The organism is Adlercreutzia muris (genome assembly GCF_008831045.1).
Lineage (GTDB): Bacteria > Actinomycetota > Coriobacteriia > Coriobacteriales > Eggerthellaceae > Adlercreutzia > Adlercreutzia muris.
Map to the genome: position 1 here is coordinate 1 of NZ_WAJS01000003.1, position 18785 is coordinate 18785.

The following is an 18785-nucleotide window of genomic DNA, read 5'->3' on the forward strand; positions in this document are numbered from 1 at the left end:
GCGGATCCGGCGCCATGCAGACCGGCTGGCAGAAAGTCGGGGGCGCTTGGTACTATCTGAAGTCCTCGGGCGCCATGGCCACCGGCTGGCAGAAGGTCGGCGGAACCTGGTACTACCTGAGCGGATCCGGCGCCATGCAGACCGGCTGGCAGAAAGTCGGGGGCGCTTGGTACTATCTGAAGTCCTCGGGCGCCATGGCCACCGGCTGGCAGAAGGTCGGCGGAACCTGGTACTACCTGAGCGGATCGGGCGCCATGCAGACTAACCGATGGATTGGCAATTATTATGTTGGCTCCTCTGGAGCCATGGCAACAAACGCTTGGATTGGCAACTACTACGTTGGGCCCGATGGAAGATGGGTGCCAGGTTTCAGCAATTCTGACCAGCAGAAGCCTTCTATTCCGGACAACAATTCCGGCACTGATCAGCCGTCTCGCCCAGCACCTACCCCCTCGCAGCAGCTCGTCCAGCGTGTGGGCAGTTACACCTACAAGGTAAGGCCTATTATTAACGGCACACTAAATACTGTCGTCTTCGTGGAAACCAATAACCCTGATCCCGATAGCTTCTGCTTAGTCGACGAATCGAGCAAATATGCCTCTACGGGGCAAGTTGTCCGCTTCGACAGCCTTGAAACAATTTATGCCGATGTTCAATATACGAACAAGAGCACTCGCCGCATCGCCAACAAGGGCTATCTATTCGAAAAGGGGAAGTATGAATCTGACGGAGGCGCCCTCAAAGTAATAGCTCTAACTGATGAAATATATACCGAGGGCTATGGCGCCGGCGATACCGGCATCACAATAGACGTCGGTCCTCTTATGGATGCCGAAGACTACCTTATCAGCACTTACACTAACGACAACGACACTTTCTTCGGAAAGCTAGATGCCGTACAATCTATACTCAATGATCTTGCGATTTACCCGAAAACTTTGCTAAATACGAGTCAACCAAATGCGAATGCGTATCCGGGGCTTCTTGTTGCACGGTACCCCGAACTTGAGTTGAAATCGTATATCGAAGGAATGTACGAACATGGAAGCCTCTTCCTCAACCGCGCTTACGGACTCACCCTCGATTCTCTCGGTATGCCGGGGATGATGGAAGCCGTTGCAAAACGAATTAACCCCTCTTGCGTGATCAAGTCTGGTTCTACTCACGATAAAGTGACCATAAGTTTTAATGGAACTACTAAGACCTATGGCGGCCAGGGCAATGGTGGCCCAGGCGTGCTGTATTCCGATCTTATTCCCTGGCGATTCAAATTTGATGGCACCGACGTTGGGTTTGGCACGAACCTCTCTATGAGCATTCTGCGACAAGCATGGGCTTCCTGTACGGAAAGTTCGGCAGCACGTGCCGAAACATACCTCCATCAGGTCGATGGCGAAAGCATGACTGCCACTGTGGGGGAGGGAGGATGGTTGCGGCTTGGCATAGGCCCACGGCCAGCTGAACGAGCCCTGGGCTATGCCACCATGGGGCCGACGGGTACCGTAGCCATCGTATCGGAAGGCTGGGTTGACGGGCGTTACATAGATGCCTTCGAAAAGTATCGAGCAGGAGCTACGTTTACCGAATTTCCTAAAGCAAATATCGTCGTTCCCAACGTCACATACAAGAGAAAGAGCGGCGACATTACAACGGGAAACGTCACCTATCAATACTTTGCCGAATCCGATGTTTGGTGCGCCCTCGATTTTTATGAGGCCAGAGAACGGTCAGTATTTCTCTGGTTTAAGCAAGAAGTCGAGGCACTGAAAACCGCATCGCCCAATCTGGTACTCACACGCAGTCAAGTAGAGCAAATGGTTGCAGAAGGATCTATCGATGGCAAGACCAACGTCACACCTTCTTGTGGGTATATCTACGACGGCAGCGTCGCCCCCGGCACCTACAGCGACCATTTGACCGACGGCTGCACCATGTACCTCTAGGGCCATCCGGGCCTTCTCATCTACGCCCAGGAAAGCTCTTGAAACGTAAATGCGGCCGTAACAGGCAAAGATGACCGTCCTTCGGGACGGTCATCTTTGCAATGCGCGTTTTCCGCAACAGGTTTAGAACTTGCGGAACTTGTCGGCCGGGGTGAAGCAGATGGGGCACTTCTCGAAGTCGTCGCCCTTGTGGATGTAGCCGCAGATGGGGCACAGGTAGTAGGCCTCGTCGGTGGGAGCGTCGATGTTGTTGTAGGCGTCCATGTACAGCTCGGCGTGCACGGCCTCGGCCAGCTTGGCGCGGGTGAACACCATCTCGGCCTTCTTGTTGCCCTCGTCGATGGCGACCTTGATGAAGTTCGGGTACATGTCGGAGGTCTCGTAGATCTCGCCCAGAGCGCCGGCGATGAGGTTCAGGTCGGTGGCGATGCCCTCGGCCTCGGGGGCGGCGGGACGCTCGTAGCCCGGCTCCATCTCGGCGATCACGCCGGCCTCCAGGCCGATGTGGATCTGCTCGGCGGCGCTGGTGGCCTCGAACAGGCGGGCGATCTGGTCGAAGCCCTGCTCCTTGGCGGCCACGGCGCAGGCGGCGTACTTGGCGGAAGCGCCGGTCTCGCCGCAGACGGCGGCCTTCAGGTTCTCCAGAGTGGTGCCCACCTCGGTAATGGCCTCGGGAACCACGTTGAAGTTGCTGGAGTTCTCAGCGGTAGGAATAACGTCACGCAGATTCATGGAATCGCTCCTTCTGACTCGTCTTCTTGTTTCGGCCACCCGAAAATGGCAGCGATCATTATAGTACGAAGATATTGCGTGAAACCTCAAAGCAACATTTCCCGTCCCCTTTTCACAGGGGGAACACGGGAGCCGCCCGCTGACCGCGCATAGGCTCCGCACCAAAGGCCATTATGGGTGCGCGCCCTGGATTTTCCTTGGGGACATGCCCATCCGTTGCGGTTTCGTAGCATACTGGGCCCAGCATCTGGCATCCGCGAGAAAGAGGCAGCTGTGGAACGAAACGTGGCCTGGAAGCAATACGACGAGACGGCCCTGGCCGAGCTGGAGGCGCTGGCCGCCGACTATATCGACTTCATTTCGGAGAACAAGACCGAGCGGGAATGCGCCACGGCAGCCATCGCCGCCGCCGAGAACGCCGGCTACGACTCCCTGGCCGACTGCATCGCCGCCGGCACCCCGGTGGGCCCGGGCAGCAAGCTGTGGGCTTGCGCCCAGGGCAAGGCCGTCGTGCTCGTGCACGTAGGCAGCGAGCCCCTGGCTGCGGGCCTGAACATCCTGGGAGCCCACATCGACTCGCCGCGCCTGGACATCAAGCAGAACCCGCTGTACGAGGCCAACGACTTCGCGCTTCTGGACACCCATTACTACGGCGGCATCAAGAACTACCAGTGGACGGCCCTGCCCCTGGCCCTGCACGGCGTGGTGGCGCAAACCGACGGCACCGTGGTGGAGGTGAACATCGGCGAGGACCCCGCCGACCCGGTGTTCTGCGTGACCGACCTTCTTCCGCACCTGGGCGCCCAGCAGCTGGATAAGAAGGGCGCGAAGGTGGTGGAGGGCGAGGACCTGGACGTGCTCGTAGGCAACCGCCCGCTGGTGGAGGCGGCGGCCACCAACACGGACACGGATGCCGAAGCTGCCGAGGGCACCGAGCCCGAGGAGGCCGCCGAAGCTACGGGCGAGACGGCCGGCAAGGACCCGGTGAAGGCCCACGTGCTGTCGCTTCTGGCCGACAAGTACGGCATTGCCGAGGAGGACTTCCTCTCCGCCGAGCTGGAAGTGGTGCCGGCCGGCCGTGCCCGCGATTTGGGGCTGGACCGCTCCATGGTCATCGGCTACGGCCAGGACGACCGCGTCTGCGCCTACACGTCGCTGGCGGCCCAGCTGGCCCTGGGCGATGATGTGCCCGCCCGCACCGCCGTGTGCGTGCTGGTGGACAAGGAGGAGATCGGCAGCGTGGGCGCCTCGGGCATGGCATCGATGTTCTTCGAGAACACCATCGCCGAGATCATGGCCCTGGCCGGAGAAGACGGCCCCTTGGCCCTGCGCCGGGCGCTGACCCGTTCCCGCATGCTGTCCTCGGATGTGTCCGCCGGCTTCGACCCGGCCTACGCGAGCGTCTACGAGGCGAAGAACTCCGCCTACCTGGGCCGCGGCCTCGTGTTCAACAAGTACACCGGAGCCCGCGGCAAGAGCGGCTCCAACGACGCCTCAGCCGAGTACGTGGCCCTCGTGCGCCGCATCATGGACGATGCGCACGTGAGCTTCCAGACCGCCGAGCTCGGTCGCGTGGATGCGGGCGGCGGCGGAACCATCGCCTATATCCCCGCGAAGTACGGCATGGACGTCATCGATTCGGGCGTAGCCGTGCTCTCCATGCACGCCCCCTGGGAAGTGACGAGCAAGGCCGACATCTACGAGGCCCGTCGCGGCTACGAGGCCTTCCTGCGCGACGCGTCGTAAGGGCTCGCCCCCCCGCATCACGCGGCGGCGGCCGCTCCGGATTCAACAACCCCGCCTATGCAGAAGGGCTCCCCCACAGGGAGCCCTTCTCGGTTTCATATCGTGACGACGCGCGCCTCTGGCGCTACTGCGCCGCAACGGCCCACGCCCCTACGCAGCCCATGCCCCTATTCCGCAGCCTCCTCGGCCCAGGGGCTCGCGTATACGGCATAGCTGGCGAACTCGGGGGCACCCACGGCGTAGATGTCGTAGCCGGCGGCCTGGCCCGGCTCGGTGTCGACGATCTTGAAGAAGCCGCCCTCGATCTTGCCGTCCTTATCGAGCAGGATCACATCGACTCGCGACTGGGTAGCGCCGTCAAGCTGCTCGCTCGCGGTCACGGTGCCCGTGAACTCCTTGGCGCCGAACTGGGTGTCGGCAGCTCCCCCGTCGGCGACGGCGTACACATCGGCCAGCTTCTGCTCGGTGGCCTGCCAAGAGCCCTCGGGGGTCGTGATGGCGAAGTCCACCGTCGCGGGCTTGGCGCTCGTCGTGGAGTCGGCGCCCTTGCTCGCCGTGGAGCCGGCCACATAGGAATAGTAATAGGTGGAATCCGGCAGCACGCCAGGCGTCTCGATGGTCTCGTCGAAGATCACGTTGCCGGCATCGTCCTTGCCGACCACTTCGATGACGGGATCCACCGCCTCGACGGTCTTGTTCGGATTCTGCACCTTCACGGCAAAGTCGACCATGCCGTTGTCAGCAGCGAACCAGCCGGAATCGACGATCTGGAGTGCGGCGGGGTTGGCTGCTTCCTGTTCGGCCGTGGCCTTGTCCGCCTGCTCGTCGACTGCCGCTTGCTCGGCCGCTGGACCCTCGTCCTGCACCTGCTCGACTGCCCGCTCGGACCCAGCGGGGGCCGCCTGGCCAGTCGGTTCCGCGCATCCGGCCAAACTCAGGGCGAACAAGCCCGCGAAGGCCGCCATGCCTATGTTCCTCAGCTTCATTGTCATCACCATTCTCGCGTCGGCTCTTCTCTTGAAATACCGTACCGGCGCCCGTGTGTCGCGCGCCAACATGCCCAAAGACCCACAGCGGCGCTCTCGCGTGGCCGTAGCATCTCTTGAGCCTGCGAGTAAATGATTACCCCTGCTATGGGCGAATCGGAGGCGCAGGCCCTCTTCGTAGCCCCTGCGCCACGGCATTGTTTCTGTTGAAATCGCCGCGTCAACGGCGGGAAATCTACAGGAGAAAGGTAATGGTTAACGACATGTCAACCTGGATATCACCCCTCCCCGAGAGATGGGGCGCAGGCGCCGTCCCCGAAAAACACGAAAGCCCGCGGGAGGGGGAATCCGCGGGCCTCATGTTGTGGCGACAGCGAGACGAGGAGAAGCTGCGCCACCCAGTAAAACAAGAAGAGAGGAGGTGTCGTCAGGCACGAGGCTCATCGGAAGGCTCTCGCCTTCTCGGAAGTTCCCTGCCCCTTCCGACGAAAGTTATATTACGTTAACTTCTTCTAGGTCGCAAGAGTGTTAGCTATGGTTTACATTTTCTCCACAAGTACCCCGCAACAAGAGTTTCGCAGCTTTTCTCCCCCGCTCTTTCCTGCTGCGGCAGCGATTTGTCACGGGAACATGGACGCTTATTTACGCGACGGTAACTATAGGCTTTGCAGACCTTGTTCCTCAGAGATTGCGCCCTATACTGCGATCAGCGAAACGGAAAAGAGCTGAAATCCTCCTGTATCTTTCCTCTTTCCCTTTCCTTTCCTTCTTCTCTCTTTTGGAAGCGGGCATCCCCTCAACAGGCCCGCTTCCCCGAGAACGAGATCTCCCCAATCCGTTCTCGAACCCCTGCAAGAGGCGGCCCTTCCCAGGCCGCCTCGCTTCTTTTCTATGGGATAAACGGCGCCGGGAATCCAAGGGGGTGGGGCTCCCCGAGCTTGTTCTCAGAGGCACTCTCCATGGGAATACAGCCCGTCCCTTGCTCGGCCACGGCGAGTTCGACGATGCGTGCTACGATGCCTTGACGGGAGGCTCCTCGCCCAGAATGGCCAGGGCCCGCTTGTAGCCGCCGGAACCGTAGCTGAGGCACTTCGACACGCGGGCGATGGTAGTGGCCGAGGCGCCCGTTTCCGCCTCGATGGCCGCATAGGACTTCCCCGCCGCCAGCAGGCGCGCCACCAGCAGGCGCTGGGAGGTCTCGCGAATCTCACGCACAGTGAACAAATCCTCCAGCAGGGCGAAAACGTCATCGGGCTCGTCAAGCGTCGCCAAAACCGTCAGCAGGTCATCCACGTCCGCCGTGCGAATATCAGCCATCGACTTCCTCCCATACCTCGCAAGCCCGCAAGCTTGCCGCCAGCCTTTTATCAGTACAGACCATTGTACTCCAACGCGCTAAAGCGATGGAGCAGGGGACAAGGGACTCCGGAGAAATCAGATGTACTACCCCGCGCCAGCACCTCTGGGCCCTTAACAGCCGGCAAGTACCTTGATGCCACTTTTACGTCGGAATAATTGGCATTTGTGCCACTTTTCAGGCGGAATACTCCATTTCTCCTGGCAAAGCATGCGCGCTCATGGTAACCTCCCTACCATGGAAAGGAGGTCTCTATGGAACGATTCGCCATGAAAGATCTCATCGCCTGGAAAAACTCCCCACGGCGCCGGCCGTTGCTCGTGCAAGGCGCGCGACAGGTAGGAAAGACCTGGCTCATCAAAGAGTTCGGCCGCGCCAACTTCAGCGCCGTAGCCCACGTGAACTTCCTCGAAGACGAAGCCATGGGGCGGCAATTCGATGGCGAGCTGGCCCCATCCCGCTTGCTCGACGCCATAAGCTTGTACACGGGCGTCAATGCCAAAGACCCCGAAACGCTTGTCGTGCTCGACGAAATACAGGAGTGTCCCCGAGCGCTCACCGCCCTGAAAACCTTCGCCGAGCGCAGCCCCAAGACAGCGCTCGTGGCGGCGGGGTCGCTTTTGGGCGTCGCCCTCCACCGAGGCACCTCCTTCCCCGTGGGAAAAGTCGACCATCTGTTCATCTACCCCATGACTTTCGACGAGTACCTGCTGGCGACAGGCAACGAACCTATGCTTCGCGCGCTGGAAGACGCCGACTTTGACTTGGTCGACTCCCTCTCCGAGCGCTATATCGAGCAGTTGCGCAACTACTACTTCGTCGGCGGCATGCCCGAAGTCGTCCAGACGTTTGCGGACACAGGCAGCTTCGGCGAAACGCGCAAGCAGCAGAACCGACTTTTGTTCGACTACGAGCACGACTTCTCCAAATACGCCGACGCCTCTCTGGCGGAAAAGATTCGTCTCGTGTGGAACTCGGCCCCCAGACAGCTCGCCCGCGAGAACAAGAAGTTCGTCTACTCAGCCGTGCGCACGGGAGCCCGCGCCCGCGGCTACGAAGAGGCCATCCAATGGCTCGTCGATGCCGGGCTGCTCCTGCGGGTCAACCGCATCGCGAAGCCGGAGTTGCCCCCGGCCTCCTACGAGGACAGGAACGCCTTCAAAATCTACCTGCTCGACGTGGGACTTCTCGGCGCCGCCAGTCGGCTCGACGCCTCGGTTCTCGTCGAAGGTCACGAGCTTTTCTCCGAGTTCAAGGGCGCTCTTACGGAGAACTATGTGTGCCAGGAGCTGGTGGCTTCGGGGAAGGCAACTCCCTACTACTGGTCGGCCGAGAACTCCTCGGGCGAGGTCGACTTCGTATACGACTACGGCCGCTCGGTTGTAGCAGTTGAGGCGAAGGCAGCTACGAACCTGAAGGCGAAGAGCCTTCGATTGTTCGTGGAGCGCAACCGCCTCGGTCGGGGGCTGCGCCTCTCGCTTTCCCCCTTCAAGGAGCAGGACTGGGTGGTGAACCTCCCCCTCTACGCCGCGGGCCTGCTTCCCGATTGGTTCGCACGATTTGTAAGCTAGGGATGCAGAAGTTTCTCAGAGAACCCCTTCGCAACCTTCGTAAAGCGGTGCGAGGCAGCGTGATCTGTCGCCGTGCCCGCTTTACGCGCGGCGCATGAAGCGGGCGTAGGCGATGGCAGCCGCGAAACCGCAGGCGGCGACGGCAGCGGCGACGGCCATGGCCCAGGCGAATCCCTCGGCGCTCGCCTGGGCCGCAGGAGCGCCGGCGGCAGCGGCCCTTGCGGTGGCAGCGCTCATGACGCCGATGTAGGTGGCCGGCCCCAGGCACGCCGACAGCTGCACGGCCATGGACATGAGGGTGACGCCATGGGAGTCCAGCTCGTCGGGCAGGCGGCGCAGCCCTGCCGTCTGGGCCGGCGAGAGCACCATGCCCGTGCCCAGGTAGCCGAAGAAGATGCCCACCGTGGCCGCCGCCACCGAACCCGCGAGGGCGCCGGCGATGGTCACGGCAAGCCCCGCGGTCGCCAGTCCGAGGCCCGCCGGCAGCACGGGCCATTCCCCGCGCCGGTCGAGCACGCGCCCGGCCACCACGGCCGCGCTCGCGTTCGCCAACACCGGAGCCACCATGAGCAGGCCCGCCGTGCTGGCAGGAAGCCCGGCGGCTTCCTCGAAGTACAGCGGCGCCATCACCGAGAGCGAGAAATACGTCATCATGGTGATCATCACGAGCACCGACGCTGGCCAGAACACCCGGCGATGCAACGGCGCGAGCGACACGAGCGGGCAGGCAAGCTTCTCCTGGCGCCACGCGAAGGCGCCAAGGGCCGCGGCCGACCCGGCCAGCGCCGTCGCTCCCACTGGCGGATGCAGGGCCACTTCCGACAGGCCCACCGACAGCAGCGTCACCCCGAGGGCCACGAGCAGCGCCGAGGGTACATCGAAGCGGCTTGCAACCGGCTCGCGTCCGTCGCGCACCACGAAGGCGCCCGCGCCCACGAGGAGCACGGCGGCAGCCAGCGGCACGAGAAAGACGCTGCGCCACCCCAGACCGCTCACCATGAAGCCGGTCACAATGGGGGCGGTGGCGGGCCCCACGGTAATCATGGCCGAGCCGATGGCCAGGTAGGCTCCCATCTTCTCGTGGGGTACCCGATCGACGATGACGTTCATCATAAGCGGGATGAACACGCCGGTGCCCACGGCCTGCACAAGACGCGCCGCCAGCAGCACCGCGAAGTTGGGGGCGACAAGGCCGCCGAGCGAACCGGCAATACTCAGGGCCGATGCCGCGAAGAACAGCGTGCGCATGGGCAGGCGGCGGTACAAATACGCCATGCAGGTGACCACCACGGTCACCGCGATCATGTAGCCAGTGACGAGCCACTGGGCCGTCACCGCGTCCACCGCGAAGTCGCCCATAATGGCCACGAGGGCCATGTTCACCAGATTCTCGTTGAAGCCGGCCAGAAAGCCGCAGCCGTAGAACACGGCCAGCAACGGGGCCAAAGACGGGGTGCGCATGCCCTTCCTCTCTCGAGTTCGTACCGTGGAGCGCGGCAGAACCGGAAAGGCAGCCGCAGGCAGCGTAGATACGGGAGCACGGGCGCGGCGCACGAGCCGCACGACGGCACTCCCGCCGCGTTCTGCTAGGAAAAGTGTAGCGCATGGGCGCGTTTTTGGCTTGGAAATCACGACTTTGGAACCGATAGGCGGTAATCTCGGCATCGGCGAAATGCGCGACCTGGGGAAACGCCGATCCGGTTGCCCTCAGCGAGCGTCGAAACGGCGTTTTCGGTTCCAAAACCGTTCAAAAGAAGCCAAAAAGCAGCCGGAGCGCCGCCCGTGGGGAGAAACGGCGCTAGGCGACTACCAGAGCAAGCCCGTAAGCTAAAGATCCGAGGCCTTGAACGACCAGCATTCGTCAAAGGCGTCCATGAGCTCCATGCGGGAGTGCACGCCGCACTTCCGGTAGATGCTGTGCACATGGGCCCGCACCGTGGACTCGGCAATGAACAGCTTCTCTGCGGCGAAGCTCGTCGTGCGCCCCGCGAGCAGATAGGACGCCACCTCGGCTTCGCGCCGGGAAAGCCCCTGCTGCTCGGCGAAGGCGGCGAAGGCCTCCTCGCGGGTGGGACCCTCCAAAGCACCCTCGGATAGGGCCCGATCGTCGGCAACGGCGGCGAAGGAGGTCATATCGCGCTCGGTGAACACCAGCGAGACGGAAACCAGAGCCGCGAACAGCCCGAGGGCCACCAAGCTCGACACGCTTTCCGCCGCACCCGCCAAGGAGGCCGCGGCAAACGCCGCCAGCCAGCCTAAGAACATTCCCAGCGTAATGGCCAGCCGGGCCGCCGCCATCACGCGCAGGAGCGACGCGTCGTTGGCCTTCACGATGTTGCAGCAGTCGTTGAGGACCAGCAATTCGAAGAGCACGTAGCCCAGGGCAACGCAGAAGCCGCCTGCCTCGTCGGGAAGGGGCGAGACGGCCATCAGCAAGAACCCAGCCCCGATAAGCGGGGCAACGGCCCGGTAGAGCTTGTAGGGCCGATCGGGCCGATGGTCGAACTTGAAGAAGGCCGCGCAGATAGCCCCCAGCACGATCATGGCCGCCGGCTCCACCGTGAAGGCCCCGATCACTCCCTCCCCGCTGAACAGGGCGATGCCGCACGAGAGGGAAAAGGAGAACGAGTACAGGGCAAGGGCCACACCAATGCGCATTTTCTGGCGCACGGGACTCTCCGCGCCGCCCGCTGCCCCATGGCGAGAGGCCGCAAAGGCGGCGGCCGGCGGCATGCCCCCTCCCGCCTCTCGGGCGTCGTCGCCCGAAACCGGCTCCTCGACGAACAGCTCCTCGCCCGTCCGCGCCTTCATGAGGCGCTGGGAGAGCACGAAGGCCGTTCCCGACAGCACGGGGAACAGCACCGATGCGGCTGCCATGGCGTTGAAGCCCAATGCCGCCGTCAGAAGGAAGAGCACCGAGCCGATGGCGTAGGACCCCACGAGCAGGACGAAGGTCTCGCCCACCTTCATGTACCCGAAAAAGCAGAGCCACAGCAGGAACATGCACACCTCGCCGATGGCGGCCGCCACCGCCGAGGCCGAAGCCGCGCCGGCACCCCCGAGGCCGAGGACAAGCGGGGCCGACGCGGCGCTTGCCGCAACACCGAGCACGAGCAGCCCGCGCTGCCCGGCAACGGAGGCCAGCCGCCGCGAGGCGAGGAGCACGGCCACGAGCACCAGCGCCCGTACCGACAGTTCGACCATCTCGAACGGCGCATTCGCAAAGCAGAGCGGCGCCCCGATAAGCGGAGAGGGCGTCACCCCCGCCAAAAGGAGCCACGCCCAGAAGAACCCGAACCCCAAAAAGCGCACGGGAAAGAGACTCTCCGCCGCCTGGCCCGCTGGGCCGCCCACGCGCCCCTCATTTGATGCATCTTTTCCCACTCCAACCATTACCCCTCTTTTCACCTGCGGAAACACAATCCCTAAGCGTTTTGGTGGAGGCCCGCTTATGGCAATTTACAGCGCTTCGGAGAATGTTCAGCGCGAATGCCGGCCCCTAACCTAGATGCCAACGGGAGGCTCGGCTTTGACGAGTGGATGAGCCTCCCGGAAGTGTAGCAGATTCCCCGCGCCGATAAGGGCGCGGGAAGAGACGAGGAGAGGGGAGAGCGTGAAGACGAGGGAGAAAACGGATTCCGCCGCGAGCCTCCAAGAGGACGGCGGGGCGACACGCCCCCAAAAGCCAGGCCTTAGCCGCCGGTCGCTCATCGGCGGCGCCGCGATGGCCGCAGGGCTTCTGGCCTTCGGGGGCGCCACGGCGGCCTTCGGCGGCGAGACCGATCGCCTGCGACCGCCGGGAGGCCAGGACGCCGACCGGTTCTGGGGCGCGTGCATCCGCTGCGACCGCTGCCGGGCGGCCTGCCCGCTTGCCGCCATCGGCGTGGAGGGGCTCACCCCCGGCATTATCGGGGCGCGGCTGCCGATCATGGACTTCCGCGAGGGCTACTGCGACATGTGCGACGGCGCCTTCCGCTGCATCGCCGCCTGCCCCACCGGGGCGCTTACGGCCTTCGATCCCTACGTGGACAAGATCGGCATGGCCGTGGTAGACGAGGCCGAGTGCCAGCTGTACGGCATCTCGGGCACGTGCAACGCGCCCTGCATCGATGCCTGCGAGTGGGACGCCCTGTCCCTGGACGAGAACGGGCGCCTGGTGGTGGACGAAAAGCGCTGCAACGGCTGCGGCGCCTGCGAGTACGTTTGCCCCACGAGCGCCTATCGCAACTACGACGCCAGCAACAAGCGCGGCATCAATGTGGAGGTGTGGCATGGCTAAGTCGACAACCCCCGAAAACGGCGCCGAGGTTTCCGCGCAGCCGGAGGAGGGCAGCCGCTCGAAGGTGAGTCGCGTGCGTCGGTACGTCCCGGGCATCGTGTTCGCCCTTCTCGTCATCGGCCTGGTAACCGGCATCGGCTCGGGCACCCTGTGCTCGGTGGGCTACGAGTCCATTGCGGCAGTATGCCCCCTCGGCGCGTTGGAATCGCTCTTCGGCGCCGGGACCTTCGTGGCGCGGGCCGTAATCATCCTGGCCGTGGCCGCCGCCGTAGTGCTGCTCGTGGGCAAGGCCTTCTGCAGCTGGGTGTGCCCCATCCCGCCGCTCGACCGGTTCCTGTCGGGCAAGAAGCGCCGCGAGGCCGACAAGGCGGCGCGCATCGAGGCGGCCCATCATGTGAGCGGGCGCCTGGCCGCGTGCGCCGGTTGTGCGGGCTGCGGTGAGAAGAAGCCCGGCGAAAAGCCCCTCGCCCCCGCCGATGGCGCCGCCAAGCGACGGTTCGCGAAGGTGGACGGGCGCCATGTGGTGCTCGGCGGTTCGCTTGTGTCGGCGGCGATCTGCGGGTTTCCCGTGTTCTGCCTCATCTGCCCGGTGGGCCTCACCTTCGCCACGGCCATCGCCCTCTACCGCCTCGTCGGGTTCAACGAGCCCACCTTGGACCTCATCGTGTTCCCCCTCATCATCGTAGCCGAGCTCACCCTGCTACGGAAATGGTGCCACCGCTTCTGCCCCATCAGCGCCCTTATGGGGCTCGTGGCCAACTTCAGCAAGGCCACGCGTCCCAAGATCGACCCCGACCTCTGCCTGCGCAAGGACGGCACGCCCTGCACCGTATGCGCCGCTGCCTGCCCCGAGTTCATCGATCCGGCGGGAGATCTGGGCGACCGGGCCCTGGCCGAGTGCACCCGCTGCGGCCAGTGCGCCGCCGCCTGCCCCGCAGACGCCATCCGCTTCACGAAGAAAGGACTGACCCGTGGAAACCGCTAGCACGCCCGCGCCCTGCGATGCCGCCGACGGCGATCTTGCGCCCAAGGCCGCCGACCCCGCATCGGCACCCGAAGCCGACGCCAGCGCCGAGGCCACCTTCGAGGAAGCCGTGGCCGCCCTTACCGAGACGGTGAACCGGGCGCCCCTGCACCGCGAGATCTTCCTCAAGCTGCTCGCCTTCTGCACCGCCCAGCGCACGCTCGCCGAAGCCGAGGAGGCGGCCCGAACCTGCCCCGAGTTCTCCTCGGTGGCCCAAAGCCCCTACCGGCTCATCCACACCCTCGTGCACGCCGGCGGCCTGTATTGGCTGGAGCTGGACGAGACGGGCCGGCCCCTGACGCCCCAGGCCAAGGCGGGGCTCACTCCCGACGAGATCGAGGATGCCACCTTCGCCTACGCCGTGGTAACCACGCCGGTCGGCGAGCAGGTGGCCGAGGACCTCGCGCCCGAGAAGCGGCTGCAACGCCTCTTCGATCTCGTGCCCCAGCGGCTTACCACCTACTTGGACCTTATGGACTTCTGCCGAGAGCAGCGCACCTTCAAGGAGATCGAGGCGCTGTTGCGCGCCCGGCCCGCCGCTGCCTTCGCGAGCACCACCTCAAGCCAACCCCTGCAGCCGAGCTTCTTCGTGGACGCACTGGAACGCTCGGGCGGCCTTGCCTGGAACGATGGATGGAAGATCACAGAGAGGGGAATGAAGGTATTGCAGCAACTTCGCTAGGAACGCCATTTTGACCGTAGAGAGGAAAGAGAGGACCCCCATGACCAAGGGAACCATCAGCCGACGCGGCTTCATGAAGGCCGCAGCGGCCACGGGCGCGGCCCTGACGGCCGCCGGCTCGATCCCGCTGCTCGAAACGACCGATCAGGCCTTCGCCGCCGGATCCGTGGAGCGCGTGATGCACAAGACCGCCTGCCATGGCTGCACCAACTGCTGCCCGGTGCGCGTGTACACCGAGGACGGCCGCGTCGTGAAGATCGAGGGAGACCCGGACGGCCCGCTGAACAAGGGCGGCGTGTGCCTGAAGTGCCTGTCGCAAATCCAAACCGTCTACAGCCCCCGCCACGTGCTGCACCCCATGAAGCGCGTCGGCGAGCGCGGCGAGAACCGGTGGGAGGCGATCAGCTGGGAGGAGGCCGTGGATTTGGCCGGCGAGCAGATCGCCACGGCCGTGAAGAAGTACGGTCCCTACTCCTACTGGAGCGCCCGCGGAGGCGGCGGCGCCTACATCGAGTGGGAGACCTCCGGTCTCGACTACACCTTCGGCGGCTGCAACTCCCTCGCCTCCGGCGCCTGCCAGTGCGCCATGCCGCGCGACTTCGTCTCCACCACCTCGGTGGGCTTCAACTGCTGCGTTGACATGGACAACGTGGATCGCTGGGTGGGCATCACCGACAACGCCGAGCTGGATGGCACCCGCCGTGACGACACGGAGCGCGTCTTCGTGCTGTGGGGAAGCCAACCGCACTCCTCCAAGGCGGCCCACGGCGGCCACGGGCTGACCGATGCCCGGTCGAACCTCGGCGTGAAGACCATCGTCGTGGACCCCTACATGACCGCCGAGGCCACCAAGGCCGACGTATGGCTTCCCGTGCGCCCCGGCTCCGACTGCGCGCTCATGCTGTCGTGGATTCACCACATCATCGAGAACAACCTGTACGACGAGGCGTTCGTCAAGCACTGGACCAATCTGCCCTTCCTCATCAACCCCGAGACGCGCCTGGCCTATCGCGCCGAGGAGGTATGGCCCGACTACGTGAACCCGGCCGCCGACCCCGCCGGCGTCTACGACACCCCGGCCTACGTGTGCTTCGACGCGAAAACCAACTCCGTCCAGCCCTTCCCCTTCACCGCCCCCGAGAACTGCGCGGTCGACCCGGTTATCTTCGCCACCGCCACCGTGAACGGCAAGGAGGCCAAGACGGCGGGCCAGATTTACAAGGAAGAGGCCGAGCCCTGGACCTTGGAGGCCGCCGGCGAGACCTGCTGGCTCGACCCCGAGCGCATTCGCGAGGCCGTGGAGCTGTACGCCAAGGCCGACTTCGGCGGCTTGTCCAACGGCGTGTTCTCCGACCACCAGGAGAACTCCTCCACCGCCCCCTTGGGCGCGCTCGCCATCGACGCGCTGCTCGGCTACGTGGAGTCCCCCTGCTCCGCCTTCCAGAACCACGGCGCCGCCAGCCGCACCGCCGACCGCCCGACCCAGCGCCTGGGCGTGTTCTCCTCCACCTTCGAGCGCTACGGCCTGGGCTGGACCACCGGTCTCACCAAGGCCGAGAACGATCGGCTTCTGGACGCCATCGTGGCCGACTGGGACGCCAAGGGCCGCGACGGCAAGGAGATGCAGCGCTACTTCTTCCAGTCCCGCTGCGACACCATGGGCGCCAACGAGCACAAGGGCATCCACCAGTGGCAGACCTGCGCGCCGAAGGAGCTGCGGCAGGCCATCACCACCGGCGAGCCCTACCGCCCGCGCGTGATGTACGAGATGTCGGGCAACAAGTACGCCGTCATGGGGCCCTCCCTCGAGTGGAAGAAGGCCTACGACGAGCAGGACTTCGTCATCCAGCAGTACCCGAACATGACCTCGTTCACCGTGCAGACCGTCGACCTGTTCCTGCCCACCACCGAGTGGCTGGAATACGACTCCTACGAGGCGCCGGGCACCCATTTCAACCGCCACTACGCCCGCTGCCAGGTGACGCACCTCGGCGAGACCGTGAACCCCTTCGTGTCGCCCTACCAGGTGGCCGAGGCCGCCGTGGAGAAGCTCGGCGCCGAGAACGTGTTCGACCCCGACGCCTACAAGGTGCCGTTCTTCGAGAGCCTGGAGGCGGCCCGGGCCGCCTGGGCCGAGCAGATGGGCAAGGGAAGCTGGCAGGAAATGCTCGATGACATCGACCACCGCTTCACCGAGGAGCCCATGGACGACTACATGGCCTACTACCAGTACAAGGAGCCGGTGAGCGACGGGCTGCCCCGCGGGTTCGCCACGATGTCGCGCAAGGTGGACGTGTACTCCGAGGCTATGCTGCGCCTGGCCCGCACCGGCTTCCCCTACATGTACCCCTTCGACCAGCCGGGCTGCGACGACTACGACCCCATCTGCACCTTCAAGGAGCCGACGGAAAGCCCCGTCGAGGGCCAGCCGGGCTACGATCCGGAGTACCCGCTCGTCATCACCACGGGGCGCCTCCCCCACTTCCACCACGGCACCATGCGCCACGCGCCCTTCATCCGCGAGGTCATGCCCGCCCCCGAGCTGAAGATCAACCCCGAGACGGCAGCGGAGTACGGCATCGAGCACCTGGACTGGGTGAAGATCACCTCGCGCCGCGGATCGTCCAACGCGCGGGCCTACCTCACCCAGGGCATTGCCCCCGGCGTGCTCATCACCGAGCGCTTCTGGAACCCCGAGTGCTTCGATGAGACCCAGGAGTCCATCACCCCCGGCATCGAGGAGTGCGGCTACAACATCATGTCCGCCGACGAGTTCCAAAACCCCTGCTTCGCCACGAACAGCTACCGTGCCTTCACGGTGAAGATCGAGAAGACCGAGCGCCCCGAGCGCATCTGGATCGAGAGCGAGCAGTTCCAACCGTTCATGCCCACGCTTTCGGGCGAACCTGTCACCGAGGAGGTGTTCTAAATGCGCAAGGGTCTGCTGATCAACCTGGATCGCTGCTCTGGCTGCGACAGCTGCATCGTGGCGTGCAAGCTGGAAAACGACCTGCCCCTGGGCCATTTCTACAACAAGGTGATCGCCGTGGGCCCCACGGGCACCTTCCCCAACGTGGAGAAGTACTGGCTGCCCTCCCAGTGCCAGCAGTGCGAGAACCCGGCCTGCGTGCACGTATGCCCCACGGCCGCCAGCTACCGCGACCCCGAAACCGGCATGGTGCTCATCGACAAGGAGAAGTGCATCGGCTGCCAGTACTGCATCTACGCCTGCCCCTACGGCGTGCGCCAGTTCAACGAGGACGCCGGCGTGGTGCAGAAGTGCACGCTGTGCGCCCAGATCACCGCTGACGGCGACGGCGTGCCGGCCTGCGTTCACAACTGCAACTGCGGTGCGCGTTTCTTCGGCGATTACGACGACCCGGAATCCGATGTGAGCCGCGAACTGGCGAAGTATCCGGAGGAGGCCATCCACACGCTGCCCGATCCCAATGACGCCAAGCCGCTCACGCGCTACATTCTGTCCCCCAAGTTCGCTTCCTGGAAGGAGCTGGTGTAACCATGGCGATTCAATGGCCCCTCGTCCTGTTCTCGCTGCTGGCCGGAGCCGGCGGCGCCACGCTCGCCTTCGCCGGGCTCTCCCAGCTGCTCGGCGGCTCGCGCACGGTGCGCCGCCGCGCCGTCTGGTGCGCACTGGCCCTGTTCGTGATCGGCGGTTTGTGCTCGGTGGCCCACCTGGCCTCTCCGCTGAACGCCATCAGCGCTGTGACGAACCTGCTGTCGTTCTCGGGCATCTCCATCGAGCTGATGCTTCTGGGCGCGAGCTTCATCGCAGGCGCCGCCTACCTGGTGCTCACCCGTGAGGAGGGCCGCGACGGCGCCGTGCGAGTTGTGGCGGTGCTGGCGGTGATCTTCGGTGTGGCCATCGGGTTCTTCTGCGGCCACGGCTACGTGATCGACGCCCAGCCCACCTGGAGCACCGAAACGCTGCCCTTGGCCTACCTGGGCACGTCTTTGGCCCTCGGCGCCTTCGCCTACGCCCTGGTGGCGGCCGCGACCAAGGCGCCAGCCGATGAGGCGGCCAACGGGGCGGCGGCCAGTGCCGTGGAGCTGGGAGGCAAGCTGTGGCCGGCCGTGCTCGTCTGCGCCGTCGTGGACGCCGTGGGCATTCTCGCCTACGGGCTGTTCCTCGGCCTTGACGCGGTCGCGGCCCAAGGAGTCCTGTTCTGGGGCGGGGCCGTGGCGTGCGGCGTCGTCGGCGTGCTGGCCTGCGCCATTGCCGGCATGACCGCGCTGGCCGCGAAGGCACCCGCTCCCCTGGCCGTGGCCGGCGTGGCCTGCGCCGCCATCGGGGGCGTGGCCCTGCGTATGCTCATGTGGGCCTGCGCCACCGGCTACATCGACCTGTTCTCCCACGGCATCCCCAGCGTGATGCTGCACCTGTAGCGTTGTTCCCCGGCCGGGGGAAAGCCCCTTCCCGGTACTTTCCCCCGGCCCCTGCGGGACG

At 64.6% G+C, this 18785-nt stretch carries 13 protein-coding genes and 1 pseudogene; 9 read left to right on the forward strand and 5 right to left on the reverse strand.

The annotated features are described in order from the left end of the window. A pseudogene (locus tag F8D48_RS12070) lies at positions 1-1943 on the forward strand (N-acetylmuramoyl-L-alanine amidase family protein); the annotation flags it as partial. Positions 1944-2066: 123 nt separating this feature from the next. Here the strand turns inward: F8D48_RS12070 and ngr are convergent. Next, the gene (gene ngr, locus F8D48_RS01385) at positions 2067-2675 is read right to left on the reverse strand and encodes a nigerythrin (protein WP_016309632.1); all 609 of its coding nucleotides are present in this window, start codon (positions 2673-2675) and stop codon (positions 2067-2069) included. Between the two features lie 273 nt (positions 2676-2948). Between ngr and F8D48_RS01390 the strand changes: the two genes are divergently transcribed. Next, a complete protein-coding gene (locus tag F8D48_RS01390) occupies positions 2949-4421 on the forward strand; it encodes an aminopeptidase (RefSeq protein ID WP_151429662.1) in 1473 nt (490 codons plus the stop codon). A gap of 167 nt (positions 4422-4588) precedes the next feature. On the opposite strand, the gene F8D48_RS01395 is transcribed toward F8D48_RS01390, so the two are convergent. Next, complete coding sequence (locus F8D48_RS01395; protein WP_151429663.1) at positions 4589-5386, reverse strand: hypothetical protein; 798 nt, start codon at positions 5384-5386, stop codon at positions 4589-4591. A 1032-nt stretch (positions 5387-6418) separates the two neighbouring features. Further along, a complete protein-coding gene (locus F8D48_RS01400) occupies positions 6419-6724 on the reverse strand; it encodes a YerC/YecD family TrpR-related protein (protein ID WP_151429664.1) in 306 nt (101 codons plus the stop codon). 294 nt (positions 6725-7018) lie between these two features. On the opposite strand from F8D48_RS01400, the gene F8D48_RS01405 reads away from it, so the two are divergent. Continuing rightward, a complete protein-coding gene (locus F8D48_RS01405; protein ID WP_151429665.1) occupies positions 7019-8335 on the forward strand; it encodes an ATP-binding protein in 1317 nt (438 codons plus the stop codon). Positions 8336-8416: 81 nt separating this feature from the next. Here F8D48_RS01405 and F8D48_RS01410 read toward each other — a convergent pair whose 3' ends face one another. Next, positions 8417-9796, reverse strand: coding sequence for an MFS transporter (locus F8D48_RS01410; protein WP_170272686.1), 1380 nt, complete (start codon positions 9794-9796; stop codon positions 8417-8419). A 366-nt stretch (positions 9797-10162) separates the two neighbouring features. Continuing rightward, complete coding sequence (locus tag F8D48_RS01415) at positions 10163-11728, reverse strand: helix-turn-helix transcriptional regulator (RefSeq protein ID WP_151429667.1); 1566 nt, start codon at positions 11726-11728, stop codon at positions 10163-10165. Between the two features lie 220 nt (positions 11729-11948). Between F8D48_RS01415 and F8D48_RS01420 the strand changes: the two genes are divergently transcribed. Genes F8D48_RS01420 through F8D48_RS01445 form a run of 6 tightly spaced genes read left to right on the forward strand, consistent with a single transcriptional unit; the run spans position 11949 to position 18724 of the window. Next, positions 11949-12614, forward strand: a complete 666-nt coding sequence (locus F8D48_RS01420) for a 4Fe-4S dicluster domain-containing protein (RefSeq protein WP_016309639.1) — start codon at positions 11949-11951, stop codon at positions 12612-12614. Continuing rightward, positions 12607-13599, forward strand: a complete 993-nt coding sequence (locus F8D48_RS01425; RefSeq protein WP_170272687.1) for a 4Fe-4S binding protein — start codon at positions 12607-12609, stop codon at positions 13597-13599. The genes F8D48_RS01420 and F8D48_RS01425 overlap by 8 nt, the downstream gene beginning before the upstream one ends. Then, positions 13586-14320 carry a hypothetical protein gene (locus tag F8D48_RS01430; protein ID WP_151429669.1) on the forward strand — a complete coding sequence of 245 codons (735 nt, stop codon included), beginning with the start codon at positions 13586-13588 and terminating at the stop codon, positions 14318-14320. The genes F8D48_RS01425 and F8D48_RS01430 overlap by 14 nt, the downstream gene beginning before the upstream one ends. Positions 14321-14360: 40 nt before the next feature. Continuing rightward, positions 14361-17249, forward strand: coding sequence for a molybdopterin-containing oxidoreductase family protein (locus F8D48_RS01435; RefSeq protein ID WP_151429670.1), 2889 nt, complete (start codon positions 14361-14363; stop codon positions 17247-17249). Next, on the forward strand, positions 17250-17837 hold the full coding sequence (locus F8D48_RS01440; protein WP_016309643.1) for a 4Fe-4S dicluster domain-containing protein: 588 nt from the start codon (positions 17250-17252) through the stop codon (positions 17835-17837). It abuts the gene before it with no gap. A gap of 2 nt (positions 17838-17839) precedes the next feature. Next, positions 17840-18724: a DmsC/YnfH family molybdoenzyme membrane anchor subunit gene (locus F8D48_RS01445; protein ID WP_151429671.1), complete on the forward strand. Its 885-nt coding sequence runs from the start codon at positions 17840-17842 to the stop codon at positions 18722-18724. The last annotated feature ends 61 nt before the right edge of the window (positions 18725-18785 follow it).

Coding starts and splice junctions, on each gene's coding strand:
- F8D48_RS01425 (WP_170272687.1), top strand. CDS start 12,607: ATGGCTAAGTCGACAACCCCCGAAAACGGCGCCGAGGTTTCCGCGCAG.
- F8D48_RS01415 (WP_151429667.1), bottom strand. CDS start 11,728: ATGGTTGGAGTGGGAAAAGATGCATCAAATGAGGGGCGCGTGGGCGGC.
- F8D48_RS01435 (WP_151429670.1), top strand. CDS start 14,361: ATGACCAAGGGAACCATCAGCCGACGCGGCTTCATGAAGGCCGCAGCG.
- ngr (WP_016309632.1), bottom strand. CDS start 2,675: ATGAATCTGCGTGACGTTATTCCTACCGCTGAGAACTCCAGCAACTTC.
- F8D48_RS01405 (WP_151429665.1), top strand. CDS start 7,019: ATGGAACGATTCGCCATGAAAGATCTCATCGCCTGGAAAAACTCCCCA.
- F8D48_RS01395 (WP_151429663.1), bottom strand. CDS start 5,386: ATGGCGGCCTTCGCGGGCTTGTTCGCCCTGAGTTTGGCCGGATGCGCG.
- F8D48_RS01400 (WP_151429664.1), bottom strand. CDS start 6,724: ATGGCTGATATTCGCACGGCGGACGTGGATGACCTGCTGACGGTTTTG.
- F8D48_RS01410 (WP_170272686.1), bottom strand. CDS start 9,796: ATGCGCACCCCGTCTTTGGCCCCGTTGCTGGCCGTGTTCTACGGCTGC.
- F8D48_RS01445 (WP_151429671.1), top strand. CDS start 17,840: ATGGCGATTCAATGGCCCCTCGTCCTGTTCTCGCTGCTGGCCGGAGCC.
- F8D48_RS01440 (WP_016309643.1), top strand. CDS start 17,250: ATGCGCAAGGGTCTGCTGATCAACCTGGATCGCTGCTCTGGCTGCGAC.